This window comes from Microbacterium zouquanmingi, assembly GCF_052266695.1.
Classification (GTDB): Bacteria; Actinomycetota; Actinomycetes; order Actinomycetales; family Microbacteriaceae; genus Microbacterium.
In genome coordinates this window covers 286,360-302,200 of the sequence record NZ_JBQPQZ010000001.1, presented here as the reverse complement: position 1 = coordinate 302,200, position 15,841 = coordinate 286,360, and the positions used below count along the sequence as shown (strand labels likewise).

At 65.6% G+C, this 15,841-nt stretch carries 15 protein-coding genes; 10 read left to right on the top strand and 5 right to left on the bottom strand.

The annotated features are described in order from the left end of the window. Positions 1–27 precede the first annotated feature (27 nt). The 5 genes from ACTU6U_RS01400 (at position 28) to ACTU6U_RS01380 (ending at position 5,328) form a co-directional block, all read left to right on the top strand. Positions 28–579: a DUF3817 domain-containing protein gene (locus ACTU6U_RS01400; protein WP_443467373.1), complete on the top strand. Its 552-nt coding sequence runs from the start codon at positions 28–30 to the stop codon at positions 577–579. Then, the gene (gene guaA, locus ACTU6U_RS01395) at positions 576–2,153 is read left to right on the top strand and encodes a glutamine-hydrolyzing GMP synthase (RefSeq protein ID WP_443467372.1); all 1,578 of its coding nucleotides are present in this window, start codon (positions 576–578) and stop codon (positions 2,151–2,153) included. The genes ACTU6U_RS01400 and guaA overlap by 4 nt, the downstream gene beginning before the upstream one ends. Before the next feature lie 5 nt (positions 2,154–2,158). Beyond that, on the top strand, positions 2,159–3,526 hold the full coding sequence (locus ACTU6U_RS01390) for a glycosyltransferase (RefSeq protein ID WP_443467371.1): 1,368 nt from the start codon (positions 2,159–2,161) through the stop codon (positions 3,524–3,526). A gap of 94 nt (positions 3,527–3,620) precedes the next feature. After that, on the top strand, positions 3,621–4,049 hold the full coding sequence (locus tag ACTU6U_RS01385) for a YciI family protein (RefSeq protein WP_443467370.1): 429 nt from the start codon (positions 3,621–3,623) through the stop codon (positions 4,047–4,049). Position 4,050: 1 nt separating this feature from the next. After that, the gene (locus tag ACTU6U_RS01380) at positions 4,051–5,328 is read left to right on the top strand and encodes an RNA polymerase sigma factor (protein ID WP_443467369.1); all 1,278 of its coding nucleotides are present in this window, start codon (positions 4,051–4,053) and stop codon (positions 5,326–5,328) included. Between the two features lie 4 nt (positions 5,329–5,332). On the opposite strand, the gene ACTU6U_RS01375 is transcribed toward ACTU6U_RS01380, so the two are convergent. Then, entirely contained in the window at positions 5,333–5,605 is a 273-nt protein-coding gene (locus ACTU6U_RS01375; protein WP_443467368.1) for a GlsB/YeaQ/YmgE family stress response membrane protein, read from the bottom strand. Positions 5,606–5,748: 143 nt separating this feature from the next. After that, positions 5,749–6,669, bottom strand: coding sequence for a Bax inhibitor-1/YccA family protein (locus tag ACTU6U_RS01370; RefSeq protein WP_443467367.1), 921 nt, complete (start codon positions 6,667–6,669; stop codon positions 5,749–5,751). A 91-nt stretch (positions 6,670–6,760) separates the two neighbouring features. On the opposite strand from ACTU6U_RS01370, the gene ACTU6U_RS01365 reads away from it, so the two are divergent. The 3 genes from ACTU6U_RS01365 to ACTU6U_RS01355 are packed head-to-tail and all read left to right on the top strand — an operon-like array spanning position 6,761 to position 9,724. Continuing rightward, the gene (locus ACTU6U_RS01365) at positions 6,761–7,765 is read left to right on the top strand and encodes a glycerophosphodiester phosphodiesterase family protein (protein WP_443467366.1); all 1,005 of its coding nucleotides are present in this window, start codon (positions 6,761–6,763) and stop codon (positions 7,763–7,765) included. Between the two features lie 4 nt (positions 7,766–7,769). Then, the gene (locus tag ACTU6U_RS01360) at positions 7,770–8,702 is read left to right on the top strand and encodes an ABC transporter ATP-binding protein (protein ID WP_443467365.1); all 933 of its coding nucleotides are present in this window, start codon (positions 7,770–7,772) and stop codon (positions 8,700–8,702) included. Beyond that, on the top strand, positions 8,699–9,724 hold the full coding sequence (locus ACTU6U_RS01355; RefSeq protein ID WP_443467364.1) for an ABC transporter permease: 1,026 nt from the start codon (positions 8,699–8,701) through the stop codon (positions 9,722–9,724). The genes ACTU6U_RS01360 and ACTU6U_RS01355 overlap by 4 nt, the downstream gene beginning before the upstream one ends. Positions 9,725–9,754: 30 nt before the next feature. Here ACTU6U_RS01355 and ACTU6U_RS01350 read toward each other — a convergent pair whose 3' ends face one another. Continuing rightward, positions 9,755–10,393, bottom strand: coding sequence for an HD domain-containing protein (locus ACTU6U_RS01350; protein WP_443467363.1), 639 nt, complete (start codon positions 10,391–10,393; stop codon positions 9,755–9,757). Between the two features lie 123 nt (positions 10,394–10,516). On the opposite strand from ACTU6U_RS01350, the gene ACTU6U_RS01345 reads away from it, so the two are divergent. After that, complete coding sequence (locus ACTU6U_RS01345; protein ID WP_443467362.1) at positions 10,517–11,479, top strand: GlxA family transcriptional regulator; 963 nt, start codon at positions 10,517–10,519, stop codon at positions 11,477–11,479. Between the two features lie 155 nt (positions 11,480–11,634). After that, on the top strand, positions 11,635–14,877 hold the full coding sequence (locus tag ACTU6U_RS01340; protein ID WP_443467361.1) for a lamin tail domain-containing protein: 3,243 nt from the start codon (positions 11,635–11,637) through the stop codon (positions 14,875–14,877). 106 nt (positions 14,878–14,983) lie between these two features. Here ACTU6U_RS01340 and ACTU6U_RS01335 read toward each other — a convergent pair whose 3' ends face one another. Together ACTU6U_RS01335 and ACTU6U_RS01330 are read right to left on the bottom strand one after the other, a co-directional pair. Beyond that, positions 14,984–15,379, bottom strand: a complete 396-nt coding sequence (locus ACTU6U_RS01335) for a YccF domain-containing protein (protein WP_443467360.1) — start codon at positions 15,377–15,379, stop codon at positions 14,984–14,986. A gap of 15 nt (positions 15,380–15,394) precedes the next feature. After that, a complete protein-coding gene (locus tag ACTU6U_RS01330; protein WP_443467359.1) occupies positions 15,395–15,790 on the bottom strand; it encodes a pyridoxamine 5'-phosphate oxidase family protein in 396 nt (131 codons plus the stop codon). Between the last annotated feature and the right edge of the window lie 51 nt (positions 15,791–15,841).

Sequence of the window (15,841 nt, the reverse complement as noted above, 5' to 3'; positions counted from 1 at the left end):
CGGCCGGCCCCGGGTAGACTGGACACCATGCCAGAGCCGAAAGTCGCCTCCTTCCCGAAGATCCGCGGGGCGCTGAAGTTCTATCAGATCGCGTCGATCATCACCGGTGTCATGCTGCTTCTGCTGCTGGCCGAGATGATCCTGAAGTACAGCCCCATCCACCTCGAGCTGTTCGCGGGCGGATCGGGGGGAGTCCTCTGGCTCGCCGACGTCATCGTCGGAGACGGATGTCAGTGGTACTCGCTGTTCGTGCCCGGTGGCATGGGGTGCGAGCTGATCTCCGTCGGCGACGGCACCAACATCTCGCTGCTGATCCTCGTCGCGCACGGCTGGTTCTATGTCTTGTACCTCTTCGCGATCTTCCGCCTGTGGAGCCTGATGCGCTGGCCGTTCAGCCGGTTCATCGTTCTCGCGCTCGGCGGCGTCATTCCGCTGCTCTCCTTCTTCATGGAGGCTCGTATCTCCCGCGAGGTCAAGGCGTACCTCGCATCCCGTGACCCTTCGACGGGCTCAGGGACCGCGACAGGCTCAGGGACCTCTAGCACTGAAGAAACCCACACTCAGGAGGCAGCGCGATGAGCGCAGACACCGCCCAGCGCCCGGTCCTCGTCATCGACTTCGGTGCGCAGTACGCGCAGCTCATCGCGCGTCGCGTGCGTGAGGCCGGCGTCTACAGCGAGATCGTTCCGCACACCGTCAGCGCTGCGGAGATCGCCGAGAAGAATCCGGTCGCGCTCGTCCTCTCGGGTGGGCCTTCGTCGGTGTACGAAGAGAACGCGCCGACGCTCGACGATGCGATCTTCACCCTCGGCATCCCCACGCTCGGCATCTGCTACGGCTTCCAGGTCATGGCGCGCGCCCTCGGCGGCGAGGTCGCCAACACCGGCCTGCGTGAGTACGGCGCGACGGATGCTGCGCTCACCGGTGACGGCGGCGTGCTGCTCGGCGGACAGCCCCGCACCCAGAACGTCTGGATGAGCCACGGCGACCAGGTCTCCCGCGCCCCGGAAGGCTTCGAGGTGCTGGCCTCCACCACCGACACTCCCGTAGCCGCCTTCGGCAGCGACGAGAAGTGCTTCTACGGCGTGCAGTGGCACCCCGAGGTCAAACACTCCGACCACGGTCAGCAGGTGCTCGAGAACTTCCTGCACAAGGCTGCAGGCCTCGCTGCCGACTGGAACAGCGGCAACGTCATCGACGAGCAGGTCGCCCGCATCCGCGAGCAGGTCGGATCGGCACGTGTCATCTCGGCACTCTCCGGCGGCGTCGACTCCGCCGTCTCGACGGCTCTCGTGCACAAGGCCATCGGCGACCAGCTCACCGCGGTCTTCGTCGACCACGGCCTCCTCCGCAAGGGCGAGCGCGAGCAGGTCGAGCAGGACTACGTCGCGTCCACCGGCGTGCGCCTGATCACTGTGGATGCCGCCGACACGTTCCTCGGACACCTCAAGGGCGTCAGTGACCCCGAGCAGAAGCGCAAGATCATCGGCCGCGAGTTCATCCGCGCCTTCGAGAAGGTTCAGCTCGATCTCGTCGCCGAAGCCAAGGCTTCTGGCGAACCGGTGAAGTTCCTCGTGCAGGGCACGCTCTACCCCGACGTCGTCGAGTCCGGCGGCGGCACTGGCACGGCGAACATCAAGTCGCATCACAACGTCGGCGGTCTTCCCGAAGACCTCGACTTCGAGCTGATCGAGCCGCTACGCACCCTCTTCAAGGACGAGGTGCGCCAGATCGGGCGCGACCTCGGCCTGCCAGAGGCGATCGTCGGCCGCCAGCCGTTCCCCGGCCCCGGCCTCGGCATCCGCATCGTCGGCGAGGTCACCGCCGACCGTCTCGAGATCCTGCGCGAGGCCGATGCCATCGCCCGCGAAGAGCTCACCAAGGCCGGCCTCGACAACGAGATCTGGCAGTGCCCTGTCGTGCTGCTCGCCGACGTCCGCTCGGTCGGAGTGCAGGGCGACGGCCGCACGTACGGCCACCCCATCGTGCTGCGCCCTGTCTCCAGCGAAGACGCCATGACGGCTGACTGGACCCGACTGCCGTACGACGTGCTCTCGAAGATCTCCAACCGCATCACCAACGGGGTGCGCGACGTCAACCGAGTAGTGCTCGACGTGACCTCCAAGCCCCCGGGGACCATCGAGTGGGAGTAGTCGCGGTGGGGGACAGGTCTCTGCCGGATGCAGAGTATCTGGTCCTCTCCAGCCGACTGATTCCCGACCTTGACGGCGGGTACACGGTCGCGACATTGGCGCGCGCCCGCGCGCTGGTGGGCGCCGGAGTAAACGTCTCGCTGCTCACGTTCGATCCGGGGGATGCTACGGCGCACGCCGAGCATCGGTCGATGTTCACCCAGCGCGGCGCGATCGACGCGCCCTCTCGCCTGCGCAACCTCTTCGATGAAGCGGTCACGCCAGAAGGCGGTGCGGCGCAGTGGCTGCGCACCGCGGCATCCGCTGATCTTTCCCAGCCCCGCGAGGCTCGTGAATATCGGATGCTGCGCGACGCCGAATGCCGTCCGTTCGCCGCACTGCCGGTGATCCCCGGCAATCCTGACTGGCATCTCACGGATGAGCCGGTGCTCGTCTACGACGAGTACGGCAGCGTCGTCGGCGGTGTGGCCGGCTTTCGCGGACTGTACCGCGCCTGGCTCGAGCACCTCACAGCGGGGTTCGGCGACCGGCCGATCGTCGTCATCTGCGAGTCCCGTCAGCTCGGCGAGCTCATCGCGGACTGGGACGATCCGCGCGTGCGAATCATCCATACGATCCACACCATGCACCTCGAGGCGCCGTACACGCCGGATGCTCCGATGAACGCCCTCTGGACGCGCTGGTTCGCCCTCGCGGACCGCTTCGATGCTGTGGCCTGGCCCACGCAGCGCCAGCGCGATGATGTCGCAGCCCGCTTCGGCGAGAGCATCCGCAGCATCGTGATGCCCAACGGTATCGAGATCACCGCAGGGGAGCAGTGCGCACCCGAGCCGGGCCTGGTGATCTCGCTCTCTCGGCTCGCGCCGGGCAAGCGCGTCGATCACATCATCCGTGCCTTCCTCGCAGCGGACGTTCCGGGTTCCACGCTCGAGATCTGGGGAGGCGGTCCCTCGAAGCAGGATCTGGAGACACTCATCGCCGAACTCGGCTGTGGTGACCGCGTGCTGCTGTGCGGAGTCACGGCCACCCCCGCAGAGGTGCTCGAACGCGCCGCCGTCGTGGTTTCTGCCAGTGCATTCGAAGGACAGGGGCTCTCGCTCGCCGAAGCCCTCGCACACTCGTGCCCTGTCGTCTCGTACGACATCCGGTACGGCCCGAGCGATCTTCTCGCGGCCGGCGGCGGTCTCCTCGTGCCCGATGGTGATGAACACGCTCTTGCAGCCGCACTGACACGCGTCCTCACTGAACCGGCGCTGTATGAGCGGCTGGCGCACGAGGCGCCGGCTGCGGCATCCGTCTGGAGCAGCGAGCGCTCTCTCGCCGCCCTCGCCGCCGCAGCGCGCGATGTTCTGGACGCTCCCGCCCGCCGCTGAATAGTTTTCTCGCTCTGTGTCGATCCGGGGTCTTCCCGTTCGACGTCTTCAGTGAGAGGGTCGAAACCGGCCCGGTGACTGGAGGAGAACAATCATGAAGTACATGCTGATCATGCGATCGACCGACGCAGGCGTAGAGGCGTATAAGACCATCCCGTTCGAGCAGATCATCGAAGCGATGGGCACGTACAACGAGTCGATGATCAAGGCTGGCGTGCTGCTCGCCGGTGAAGGCCTGACCGATGCGGCAGAAGGATTCGTCGTCGACTTCAGCGACGAGAAGCCGCTGGTCACCGATGGCCCTTATGGCGAGACGAAGGAGCTGTTCAACGGCTTCTGGATCATCGAGGTCGCCAGCCGGGAAGAGGCCATCGAGTGGGCGAGCCGTGCTCCTCTCCTCGAGGGCGGGCTCCTCGAGGTGCGCCGTGTCACCGAGATGGACGACTTCCCGGCCGACAACGAGTGGATCCAGAAGGAACAGGGCTGGCGCGACGACGCCGAACAGCGCGCGCAGCAGCAGTGACATGACCGCAGAAGCTGACGACGCGCCGGTGCGTTCCGCGAGAGATGCGGAGCACACCGTCGCCGCGGTCTGGCGCATCGAATCAGCGAAAATCGTGGCAACGCTGACGCGGATGGTCGGCGACTTCGCGCTCGCCGAGGATCTGGCACAGGATGCTCTCGTCGAGGCGCTGCGGCAGTGGCCCGCCGAGGGAGTGCCGCGGAACCCTGCAGCATGGCTCACGGCGGTCGCCAAGCGTCGCGCGATCGACGGGTGGCGACGCCAGGAGCGCCTCGACGACCGGGTCGCATCGATCGCCCATGACCTTGAGCGTGCGCAGGTGGGCGCTGACACCGATCCGTGGGACCCCGATCTCATCGATGACGACGTGATGCGGTTGATCTTCATCTCGTGCCACCCGGTGCTCTCGCGTGAGGCAAGCGTCGCGCTGACCCTGCGCGTCATCGGCGGTCTCTCGAGCGAAGAGATCGCCCGCGCCTTCGTCGTGCCCACCGCCACGGTGCAGCAGCGCATCGTCAGAGCCAAGAAGACTCTGGGAGCTGCGAAGGTACCTTTCGAGGTGCCGACGCGCGACGAGTATGCGCAGCGCCTGTCTGCGGTTCTCGGCGTGCTCTACCTGATCTTCAACGAGGGCTATGCGGCCAGCAGCGGCGAAGACTGGATGCGCCCTGACCTCAGCTACGAGGCGATCCGCCTCGCGCGCGTATTGACAGCGCTCGTGCCTCGCGAGCGCGACGCGCACAGTCTGCTCGCCCTCATGGAACTCACCGCTGCGCGCTTCCCCGCGCGCGTCGACGCGCAGGGTGAGCCGATCCTGCTCGCCGATCAGGACCGTCGCCGTTGGGATCGCGGATGCATCTCACGCGGTCGCTCGGCTCTCGAGAGGGCGGATGCTTTCGGCAGGGGCCGTGGTGCCTATGGCCTCCAGGCAGCGATCGCGGAATGTCATGCGGTGGCAGCCTCCGTTGAAGAGACGGACTGGGAACGGATCGTCGTGCTCTATGAGGCGCTGGGGCGGCTGGCGCCGTCGCCGGTCGTGGAACTGAACCGGGCAGCAGCGGTGGCGATGGCAACAGGTCCAGCATCCGCTCTGCGCATCATCGATCAGCTCGCCGCCTCCGATGCGCTGCGCGGCTACCACCTGCTTCCCGCGACGCGAGGCGAACTGCTGCTGCGGCTCGGCAGAAAAGAAGAAGCGCGCTCCGAGTTCGTGGCCGCCGCGAAACTCGCGGGGAACGACAGGGAGCGCGCCCTTCTAGAGGCGAAGGCCTCCGACTAGTAGGTCAGTCGCGGACCTTGTTGCCACGGCCGACGATGAGGCCGTAGATCAGTAGCACGATGATCGCGCCACCGATGGCGAGAGCCCAGGTGCCGAGATCCCAGAACTCAGTGAGTGGTCGGTTGAAGAGGAGGCTGCCGATCCATCCGCCGAGAATGGCTCCGACGACCCCGAGCAGCAGCGTGATGAACCAGCCGCCACCCTGCTTGCCAGGAAGGATCAGCTTCGCGATCGCACCGGCGATGAGGCCGAGAAGAAGAAAACCGAGGAAACTCATGATGCGCTCCTTTACGTCGTTGGTGACGATGTACACACATCATGCTCTTGCTGGAGATTCTCAGACAACCCCTTGACGGAGTGTCTCTGGTACGAGCGAGGGGCCCATCTCCGAAGAAATGAGCCCCTCTGCCGTGAAAATCTTTAGTTGCTGCCGCGGGCGATCGCGATGATGCGCAGGATCTCGACGTACAGCCACACCACGGTGACCATGATGCCGAAGCCGCCGACCCAGCCGTACTTGCGGGGTGCGCCGTTGCGGACACCCTGCTGGATCTGATCGAAGTCGAGCACCAGCGAGTACGCGGCCATGAAGACAACCAGGACACCGATGATCAGGCCCAGCGGGATGCCGGCGATCGTCATGCTGCGCAGGCCGAAGGCCTGGTCGCCGGGAAGGACGTTCGTCCACATGAGAATCAGGTTCAGCACCGAGAAGACGAGGTAGCCGAGCATCGCGATCATGAAGATCTTCGTCATCTTCTTCGAGGCGCGGATCTTGCCGCTGGCGAAGAGAGCGAGCGTCACACCGACAACAGCGACCGTCGCGAGCGTCGCCTGAATGACGATGCCGGGGTACATGGTCTCGAAGAATGCCGAGATACCGCCGACGAACAGTCCCTCAAGCGCTGCGTAGCCGAAGATCAGCGCCGGGCGCACCTTCTTGCGGGAGGTGAAGGTGATGATCATCGCAAGGACGAAGCCGCCGAGTGCGCCGATGAGCATCGGAGCCATCGAAGCGCCCGCGCCGGGGATCGCCTCTACGCCACCGAGGGTCCATACCCAGCCGATCGCGGCGGTGACGAGGAGAATGACGAAGAGTCCCGCAGTCTTCCAGACGGTGTCTTCGACGCTCATCCGGTCGGTCTCGATCGCGCCGGCTGGCGGGGCTGCGTACATTCCCTCGAGCTGTGCGTTGGCGGCGGCATCCACCGCGCCGTGCGCGAGCGATGCAGTCTGGGAGCCCTGAACACCGGGCTGGGAGCCGGGCGCACCAGGGTAGGTGGCGACGTTGCGCGGATCCTGCTTCTGGAACGCCGGGTTGTTGAACGCGAAATTGCTCATGGTGGTTGGGCCTCACTCCGAGAGGTTTGAAGGTCGCTTTCCTCTACGATACCGGCGGAAGCCTATGAGCGGGGTGTTCTAACCTGAAACCATGCTTAGGAAATCGCCGCTCGTCATCGGCCATCGCGGCGCTCCCGGCTACCGTCCAGAGCACAGCAGGTCCTCGTACGAACTCGCGCTCGCGATGGGGGTGGATGCTGTCGAGCCCGACGTGGTCGCCACCAAGGACGGCGTGCTCGTGGTCAGGCACGAGAATGAGATCTCCGGCACGACGAATGTCGCAGACCATCCGGAGTTCGCCGACCGCAAGATGACCAAGCGCATCGACGGGGAGCCGTTGACGGGGTGGTTCACCGAGGACTTCACCTGGGAGGAGCTGGCGACCCTCCGAGTGCGCGAGCGGCTGCCGGAGCTGCGCGTCACGAGCGCGTCCTTCGATGACACGCAGCCGATTCTGCGCCTGATCGATCTGCTCGACCTCGTGCGCGACGGATCCAGTGATCACGGTCGGGAGATCGGCGTCGTCCTCGAGGTCAAGCACGCCACCTACTTCGCAAGCATCGGTCTGGATCTGGCTCCGCTGATCGCGCGCGACCTGCGTGCGGCAGGCTGGGCGGACGGCGAGCTGCCACTGACCATCGAAGCCTTCGAATCGACCGTTCTTCGACAGCTGCGTGCCGCGGGCGTCTTCGCGTCGTACATCTACCTGATCGAAGCATCCGGCCGCCCTTACGACCAGCTCGTCGCTCACGGGCGCCAGGCGCTCACCTACAAGGCGACCGTCACGCCCCAGGGCTTGGACGGACTCGTCGGAGAAGTGGATGGCATCAGCGTCAGCAAGCGCATGCTGCTGGCCGCAGGAAACACGATCGTCCAAGACGCCCACGAACGAGGCTTGACGGTCTTCACGTGGACGGCGCGACCGGAGAATACGTTCCTCTCCGCGGAGTTCCGCGGTGACGGCAGCCCGCAGGCCTACGGAGACTACGAATCCGAGTGGTCGGTCATCGCTCGCACTGGCGTCGACGGCGTCTTCGTCGACCATCCTGATCTCGGGGTGGCATTCTTCCGCGAAGGATGGTCCCTGACAGACTGACCGGATGAGCGGAATCGCAGCCGAAGGTGTCAGCAGATCGTTCGGCGCGGTGCACGCAGTGCGAGCCGCGAGTTTTCGTGCCGAGCGCGGTCGCGTCACAGGTCTCGTCGGTCCCAACGGCGCCGGCAAGACGACGCTGCTGCTGATGCTGGCATCTCTGCTCGCCCCCGACTCTGGCACGATCCGCATCGGCGACGTTGATCCGATCGACGATCCGCTGAGCGCAAGACGACTGCTGGGCTGGATGCCGGATGCGCTCGGTGCCTGGCCGTCGCTCACCGCGCGCGAGACGATCGTCACGACCGCACGCCTCTACCACATTGAACGGGATGCTGCGGCGGCGCGCGCAGCGGAGTTGCTGGCCCTGGTCGGTCTGGACGAGCTCGCGGATGCCCCGGCGAAGGTGCTCTCGCGCGGGCAGAAGCAGAAGCTCGGCCTGGCGCGGGCGCTCGTGCACGACCCTCAGGTGCTGTTGCTCGACGAACCGGCATCGGGGCTTGACCCTGAAGCGCGCGTGCAGCTGCGCGTGCTGTTGCGGCGGCTCGCGGCCGAGGGGCGCACGGTGCTCATCTCAAGCCACATCCTCTCTGAACTCGAAGAGGTCATCGACGATGCGGTGTTCCTCGTCGCCGGTTCCGTCGTCGACGGTGCGCCGGCACAGGCCACCGAACGCGCCTGGCGCATTCGTCTTGCGGGGACTGATGCCGGGCGGCTGCCTGCCGATGCCGACCAAGTGGCCGCGGCACTGGCCATCGAGCCGGGTACGCTCGGCATCGACCGAAATGCCGTCATCGTCGGCTTCGAGACCGAAGCGGCGGCAGCCGCAGGGCTTCGCCGGATCGTCGAGTCGGGTCTGGGCGTGAGCGAATTCGCCCCCGCGCAGAGTGCGCTCGAACACACCTTCCTCAACCTGCCGCGGACGGAGCCTCGAGCATGAACTTTTCGCACATCGGCACCATTGCCCGGCTCGAACTGATCCAGCGGCTGCGCAGTGTCGGCTGGTACATCTTGCTCGGCGTCTTCGCGCTCATTCTGCTCGGTGTCACCGTGCTCTCCTTCGCGGTCTACTCATTCACTGAAGCGGCGGGCGCTGGCGTCTACTCGATCGTCGTCAACGTCGTGCTGCTGTTGGTCGTGCTCGTCTCGCCGACGCTGAGTGGCAACGCGATCAACGGCGATCGGGATGCCGCAACGCTGGCGGCGGTGCAGGTGACTGCGGTATCCACCGGCGACATCATGGTCGGCAAGCTCGTCGCTGCGGTCGCCACCGGCGGGGTGTTTCTCGTTGTCGCGGTGCCGTTCCTCGCGCTATCGCTGGTCGGTGGGGGAGTGCATCCGGCGACACTCGCGGTGTCGCTGCTCGTGCTCGCCGCCGAGATCGTCATCGTCGCAGGCATCGGGGTGGGCCTGAGCGGCCTCATCGCGCGCCCGCTGTTCTCGGTCGCGGCGACCTACCTCGTTGTTGCGGCATTGACGATCGGCACCCTCATCGCCTTCGGGCTCGGTGGCACGGCGCTGCGCAGCGAGGCAACGAGCTACAACCGTCCCTACGACAGCATGGGAAACGTCGACTGCGACCGCTGGGAGACCTACACGCACGATGTACCGCGCTTCGATCGGGTCTGGTGGGTGCTCGCGGCGAACCCGTTCGTCGTACTCGCGGATGCCACTCCCACCGTTTACGACACGAACGGCTGGCCGGTGGATATGTTCGGTCAGGTCAAGTACAGCGTGCGCAGCTCGCAGCTGCCGCCGGAGGATTACCGCTGGGACGAGTGCGATCGGCCGACGATGCAGAACCCTTCACCTGCACCGCGTGAGGTGATCGAAAGCACTGTGCCGAGCTGGTTCGTCGGTCTCGGCATCCAAGTCGTCCTTGCCGGCGGGCTATTCGCTGGCGCCTGGGCGCGTACGAGGACTCCGGCTCGGATGCTGCCACCGGGAACTCGGATCGCCTGAACATCGCGCACCATTTCGGGCCATTTCACATCACTCTGACCAAGCATTGTTGCGGATGACCTCAACAAAGTCTCCGCGCTGGAAGCCGGGAAGGAAGTGCTGGAGCACATCGGCCTTGACGTTGCCGAAGGTGGTGTCCGGTCGGTCCTTGAGGCCGTCGGTGAAAGCGGCCAAGATCTGGTTCTTGAAGTCTGGGCGCGGGTGGGCCTGGACGACATTCTGACGTTGCTGGTCGGTGATCGCGTTGTATCCGATGCCCAGCACGTCAAGTTCGACGCCGCGCGTCACGAGAGCGACCACGGGGTCCATGTGGAGTGGGATTTCCGGGGTGGTGTGCAACGCGATAGCGTTCCACACCTTGTCACCAGCCTCACCGTCGATACCGTACTCGCTGAGGAAACTGCGGGCCACATCGGCAGCGTCGATCTCAAAACGCTGGTCCGTACGGCGATACTTTTCGGTCAAGCCGAGGTCATGGAACATCGCTCCGATGTACAGCAGCTCAGGGTCGTAGTCGAGCCCCTGTTCTTGCCCACGTAGCGAGCCGAAGAGAAATACTCGACGGGAGTGATCAAAAACCAGGTCGTTGGCGACGTCACGCAGCAGGTCGGTGGCGTCTCGCGCCATTTTGCTGTCGGGAACTGTCACGCCGGCAATGATTTCAGTCATGGTAGGTGCCTTTCGTCGAAGTCATGAGTTTGCTTGCTTCTCATTTTTGCGCCGCGGGTAGAGTGAAGCCATGTCCCGATTGTCATATAACCCTCGGTTTCGGACTTGAGTCACCGTATCGGAGTGTTGGTCTTCGATGGCATGACGCTGCTCGATGCCAGCGGGCCAGCCGAGGTGTTTCACCTAGCCGACCCTTCGCGCAGTCACTACGAGGTGACTTTCATCTCGGTCGAGGGCGGGCCGGTGGCCTCGTCGTCCGGCCTCGTGCTCGCTGACACGATCGCTGTAGCAGAGGCAGGGCCGTGTGACACCGTGCTGGTAGCCGGTGGCGAGGCGCTGGTGAATTTCCCACAGGACCCTCAGCTGATGGCTGCGGCGGAGACCTTGTCCGCTTCAGCACAGCGCGTGGCTTCGGTGTGCACGGGCGCGTTCGTTCTAGCTGCGCTGGGATATCTGGACGATCGTCGAGCCACGACACATTGGCGTCACGCGCACCAGCTAGCGCAGTGGCATCCGCGAATTGTCGTCGAGCCGGACGTGATCCATGTTCGGGACGGTCGCTTCCTGACCTCGGCAGGGGTGACGGCGGGAATCGATTTGGCATTGGCGCTGGTTGAAGACGACCTCGGGGTGGAGGCGGCTCGGAATGTAGCTCGTGAACTGGTGATGTTCATGCACCGCCCGGGCGGGCAAAGTCAGTTCTCCACTGCATTGAGCCATCCTCCGGCAACGAACGGGCTACTCCGCGCGGTGATGGATATGGTCGTGGCCGATCCTGCGGGGGACCATACCGTGAGCTCGATGGCGGCGGCAGTAGGGGTGAGCGTGCGTCACCTCAACCGGATCTTCCATGCCGACATCGGGACCAGCCCTGCGCGATGGCTGGAACAGATCCGCGTAGACGCTGCACGAACCCTGATCCTGGACGGCCACCCGATCACTCTCGTAGCTCAACTCAGCGGAATGGGCACCGATGAGACTCTCCGGCGAGCATTCGCTCGTCAACTGGGCATAACGCCGACGGCCTTCAGAGCGCGGTTCTCTACGACGCAGGGTGTTCGCCAACAGCCGGACGCACCCATCTGAGCACGACCAGGCGGTCGCCACCGGGGATGCCGCGGAGCCGGTTTCCGACACGCCACGGTCCGTTCACCTCCCGGTCGGATGCCGTACTTCTCTCCGACAGCCGGAGTCGGTCGACTGGGCAGGTTCCTCTCCTCGTCCCGACCCCCTGGAGTCACATGTCTCGCTTGTCCCGCGGGCTTTCGGCATCCGTTGTGTGCGCCCTCGGCGCTGCCACGCTGCTCGCCGTGCCGACCGCTGCCACAGCTGCTGAAGAGCCGCTCGGCATCCGCATCAACGAAGTCGTGTCCAACGGGGGGAGCCCCGACGACTGGATCGAGTTCTACAACTACTCGGACAGCGACGTCGACCTGGGTGGCTACATCCTGCTCGACAACGCGCAGAAGGATGCCTATACGTTCGCGTCGACGACGGTCGTCGAGCCGGGCGAGTACCTCGTCCTGGACACCGACACGGACTTCGCCTTCGGTCTCGGCAAGGGCGACAGCGTCCGACTGTTCGCTCCGGGGGCAACGACTGCTACTGACACTCCGGTGCTTGAGACCTCCTGGCCAGCCGACACCCACGCCGTGCCCAGCTGGGGCGCTCAGGGCGACGGTGCGGACGCCGAGTACGTCATCACCGCAGAATCGAGCAAGGGCGCCGAGAACATCTTCGCGACCGATGGCGGCGAAGAAGGCACACCCGGCACCGACTCCGACGTCGTGCTGAATGAGATCATCTACGACGAAATCTCCGGTTACTCCGACCGCGTCGAGATCTTCAACAGGGGCACCGATACCGCATCGATCGCGGGATGGACGATCTCCGACGACAAGCGCGACCGCTTCAGCACGCCGTTCGCCCGGGGTACGGAGCTCGCGCCGGGGGCGTTCGTAGTGCTCGAGACCGACGTTGACTTCGCGTTCGGCCTGGGCAAGGGCGATGAGGTCGTCCTCTACGATGCCACCAGCGCCGAGGTCGACGCATACACGTACGAGAACACCGCGCCGATCGCGACTTTTGCACGCTGCCCTGACGGCACGGGCGACTGGGCGCACGCGACCGAGGCCACGCCCGGCGCGGCGAACAACTGCGCGACGGCGCCGGTCCCCGGTGCAGTCGTTCTCAACGAGGTCGACTCGCAGCCCGCCGACTGGGTCGAGCTGTACAACCCCGGCACCGAGCCGTTCGACATCTCGGGCTACGAGATCCGCGACAGCGATGATGACCTCGACCATCGCTGGGCTTTCCGCGACGGCACTGTGCTCGCCGCCGGCGAGTTCCTCGTCGTCGAACAGGGCGACGTGGGCCTCACAAAGGGCGTGGAGACAGAGTTCGGCCAGTTCGGAATCGGCAGCGCCGATGAGATCCGCCTTTTCGACCCGGCGGGCGAACTGAGCGATCGCACTGGCGCATGGACCAGCCACGCCGCAATCGACGGCGACTTCGGGGCTGCCTCGTTAGCGCGCTGCATCGATGGCATCGGTGACTTTGCGCTCGCATACGCCACACCGGGCGAGGCGAACAACTGCGTCCCGCCGACGATCGCGATCAACGAGATCGACTCCAACGGTTCCCCGGACTGGGCGGAGATCGTCAACACCGGAACGGAGCCAGTCGACATCTCCGGCTGGACCCTCATGGACAACGACCCGGTCGGACACGCCGCTGATGTGAACCCGCTTGATGCGGGTACGATCCTCGCACCCGGCGAGTACTTCGTCTTCAACGGCACTGACCACTTCACATTCGGCCTGGGCAATGGCGACACCGTCACCATCCGCAACGCGTCAGGACTCACCGTTGCTGAGCACGTCTACGACGCCCACGCAGAAGGCGTCTGGGCGCGTTGCGAGGATGGCGCCGGCGACTTCGCGGATGTTGCAGTGGGCACTCCCGGCATCCGCAACGCCTGCGGCAATCCGGTGCGCATCAACGAGGTGGAATCCGACGGCGAGCCCGACTGGGTGGAGCTCGTCAACCCGACAGGTAACGCGCTCGACGTCTCCGGCATCGTGCTCAAGGACGACGATGACGCTCATGTGTACGAGATCGCTGCGGGTACCAGCATCCCGGCCGCGGGCTATCTCGTCATCGACGACCTCGGCTTCGGCATCGGCAAGGACGACACTGTTCGTGTCTTCGACGGCGACCGTCTCGTGGACTCCACCGTCTGGGGTGCAGGACACGCCCTGACCACGTGGGGACGCTGCCCTGACACCGCAGGCCCGTTTGCGGTCACCGCAGAGCCGACACCGGGCGAGGCCAACATCTGCGTCGGTGAGGTCGCCGTCTCGCAGTGGCCGGGCTCTGCCGACGTGCGGGTGCTTGATGGGGCGCCGATGTTCCTTGAGGACAGCTCGGGACTGGACGTGCAGGAGACGGCAGAGGGCACGTTCCTGTGGGCGATCGACAACGGTACCGGCACGATCTGGAAGCTCGTCGCCTCAGCAGACGGCTCCGTCGCCTTCGCCGACGGATGGGCGGATGGTAAGCGGGTGCGCTTCCAGAAGGATGCCGCGAACCCGGATGCTGCCGGCCCCGACACCGAAGGCATCACTGTCGACGGCGATGGGCTCGTCTATGCGGCATCCGAGCGCGATAACAGCGCGAAGGGCGTCAACCAGAACACGATCCTCCAGGTGAACCCTGATGCACCCGGCCGTGACCTCGTCGCGCTGACCGAGTGGGATCTCACCGCGCTGCTTCCTGCCGTCGGCGCGAACCTCGGGATCGAGGCCGTCGAGTGGGTGTCGGATGAGACGCTCACCGGTGCGCTCTTCGACGACAACACGAAGGCGGCGTACGACGGCGCCGCGTATCCCGGCGACGGACTGTTCTTCGTCGCCGTCGAGGACGGTGGCGGGGTCTACGCGTTTGCGCTCGCCGCAGACGGCTCTGCAGTGCTCGTCTCGACCATCGACCCGGGACTCGCGGGAGTGATGAGCCTCGACTACGACTCCGTGCTCGGCGTGCTCTGGGCCGTCTGCGATGACGGCTGCGGCGGCAAGTCGGCACAGATCACGCTGAACGGCACGGCCGATCCTGCGATCGCACACTTCGCGCGTGCGGCGTCCATGCCCGACATCAACAACGAGGGCTTCGCGACGGCACCGGCCTCGCTGTCGGCGGACGGTCAGCGTGCGGTGTGGTGGTTTGCGGATGGTTACGCCGCAGAGGCGCTGCGCGCAGGCACGCTGGCCGGTGTTGAGGGCGGCGGCGGTGGCGGGAGTGACGGCGGCGCAGGCTCCGGCGACGGCTCCGGCCCGGATGACGCTGTCTCCGGCGAGGCAGGCGCGGACGGGCTCGCCACGACGGGATCCGAACTCCCCGCCATGGCCCTCGTCCTGGCGCTGACGCTTCTGCTGGCTGGCGCCCTCACCATCGTCGCCCGCCGAGTGCGGCGCCAGTCGGCATAAGGCGTACGGGGCGACTCGGCATAAGTCGCGGGATGGAAAACGCGGCCCGCACGGGCGTGCGGGCCGCGAAATCCATCCCGCGCGCGTCAATATGCGTCGCGCGCGTCTACTTCGTGTCGAAGGGGCCACGCCTGGTGGAGACGATGTCCTTGCCGAGCGGCATGAGTGAGACCGGCACCATCTTGAAATCGGCGATGGCCATCGGGATGCCGATGATCGTGAGGCAGAGCACGACACCGGAGATGATGTGACCGATGGCCAGCCACCATCCGGCGAGGATCACCCAGATGACGTTTCCGAGGAATGCGCCCACGCCGGCGCGCGGCTTCTCGACGACCTCGCGCCCGAACGGCCAGAACGCGTAGCCGGCCAGTCGGAACGAGGCGATCGCCCAGGGGATCGTGATGATCGGGATGCACAGCAGGATTCCCGCAAGCACGTACCCGAGGAAGAGGGCCCAGCCGGCGAAGATCACCCAGATGATGTTGAGAATCGTGCGCATGGAGCTTTCCTTTGCTCAGTGCCGGTTGCGACGCACGCGTCGGCCGGAGATACTGTCGATGCGGAATCGCAGGGGTTTCGCGCGGTCTTCGCCCGCCCAGGGTGAGACTCGATCGAAGCCGTCCAGACCGCCTTCGGGCGAGGCCGTGGACACCTGGCCGTGCATCAGGACGCTCCAACCGGTGCCGGCGAGGTCATCGTGATAATCGATCTCGAACGCCACCTGCGCGCGTTCGTCGCCGAGTCGGCTGAGGCTGCCGCCGGATGACGTGCGGATCAGCAGGTCGCGCCCCGACACGGAATAGTTCACGGGGAAGATCTGGATGCGGTCGTTCTCGGTGAATCCGAGCCGACCGACGGTCGTGGTGGTGAGCAGTTCGTAGCACTCCTGCTCTGGCAGGTCGCTGATCATGTCGTCCTCCTGATCCGGATCGCAACCGGGTGTCTGCGGCCCAGCCTAGAC

Coding starts and splice junctions, on each gene's coding strand:
- ACTU6U_RS01400 (WP_443467373.1), top strand. CDS start 28: ATGCCAGAGCCGAAAGTCGCCTCCTTCCCGAAGATCCGCGGGGCGCTG.
- guaA (WP_443467372.1), top strand. CDS start 576: ATGAGCGCAGACACCGCCCAGCGCCCGGTCCTCGTCATCGACTTCGGT.
- ACTU6U_RS01385 (WP_443467370.1), top strand. CDS start 3,621: ATGAAGTACATGCTGATCATGCGATCGACCGACGCAGGCGTAGAGGCG.
- ACTU6U_RS01380 (WP_443467369.1), top strand. CDS start 4,051: ATGACCGCAGAAGCTGACGACGCGCCGGTGCGTTCCGCGAGAGATGCG.
- ACTU6U_RS01375 (WP_443467368.1), bottom strand. CDS start 5,605: ATGAGTTTCCTCGGTTTTCTTCTTCTCGGCCTCATCGCCGGTGCGATC.
- ACTU6U_RS01370 (WP_443467367.1), bottom strand. CDS start 6,669: ATGAGCAATTTCGCGTTCAACAACCCGGCGTTCCAGAAGCAGGATCCG.
- ACTU6U_RS01365 (WP_443467366.1), top strand. CDS start 6,761: ATGCTTAGGAAATCGCCGCTCGTCATCGGCCATCGCGGCGCTCCCGGC.
- ACTU6U_RS01360 (WP_443467365.1), top strand. CDS start 7,770: ATGAGCGGAATCGCAGCCGAAGGTGTCAGCAGATCGTTCGGCGCGGTG.
- ACTU6U_RS01355 (WP_443467364.1), top strand. CDS start 8,699: ATGAACTTTTCGCACATCGGCACCATTGCCCGGCTCGAACTGATCCAG.
- ACTU6U_RS01350 (WP_443467363.1), bottom strand. CDS start 10,393: ATGACTGAAATCATTGCCGGCGTGACAGTTCCCGACAGCAAAATGGCG.
- ACTU6U_RS01340 (WP_443467361.1), top strand. CDS start 11,635: ATGTCTCGCTTGTCCCGCGGGCTTTCGGCATCCGTTGTGTGCGCCCTC.
- ACTU6U_RS01335 (WP_443467360.1), bottom strand. CDS start 15,379: ATGCGCACGATTCTCAACATCATCTGGGTGATCTTCGCCGGCTGGGCC.
- ACTU6U_RS01330 (WP_443467359.1), bottom strand. CDS start 15,790: ATGATCAGCGACCTGCCAGAGCAGGAGTGCTACGAACTGCTCACCACC.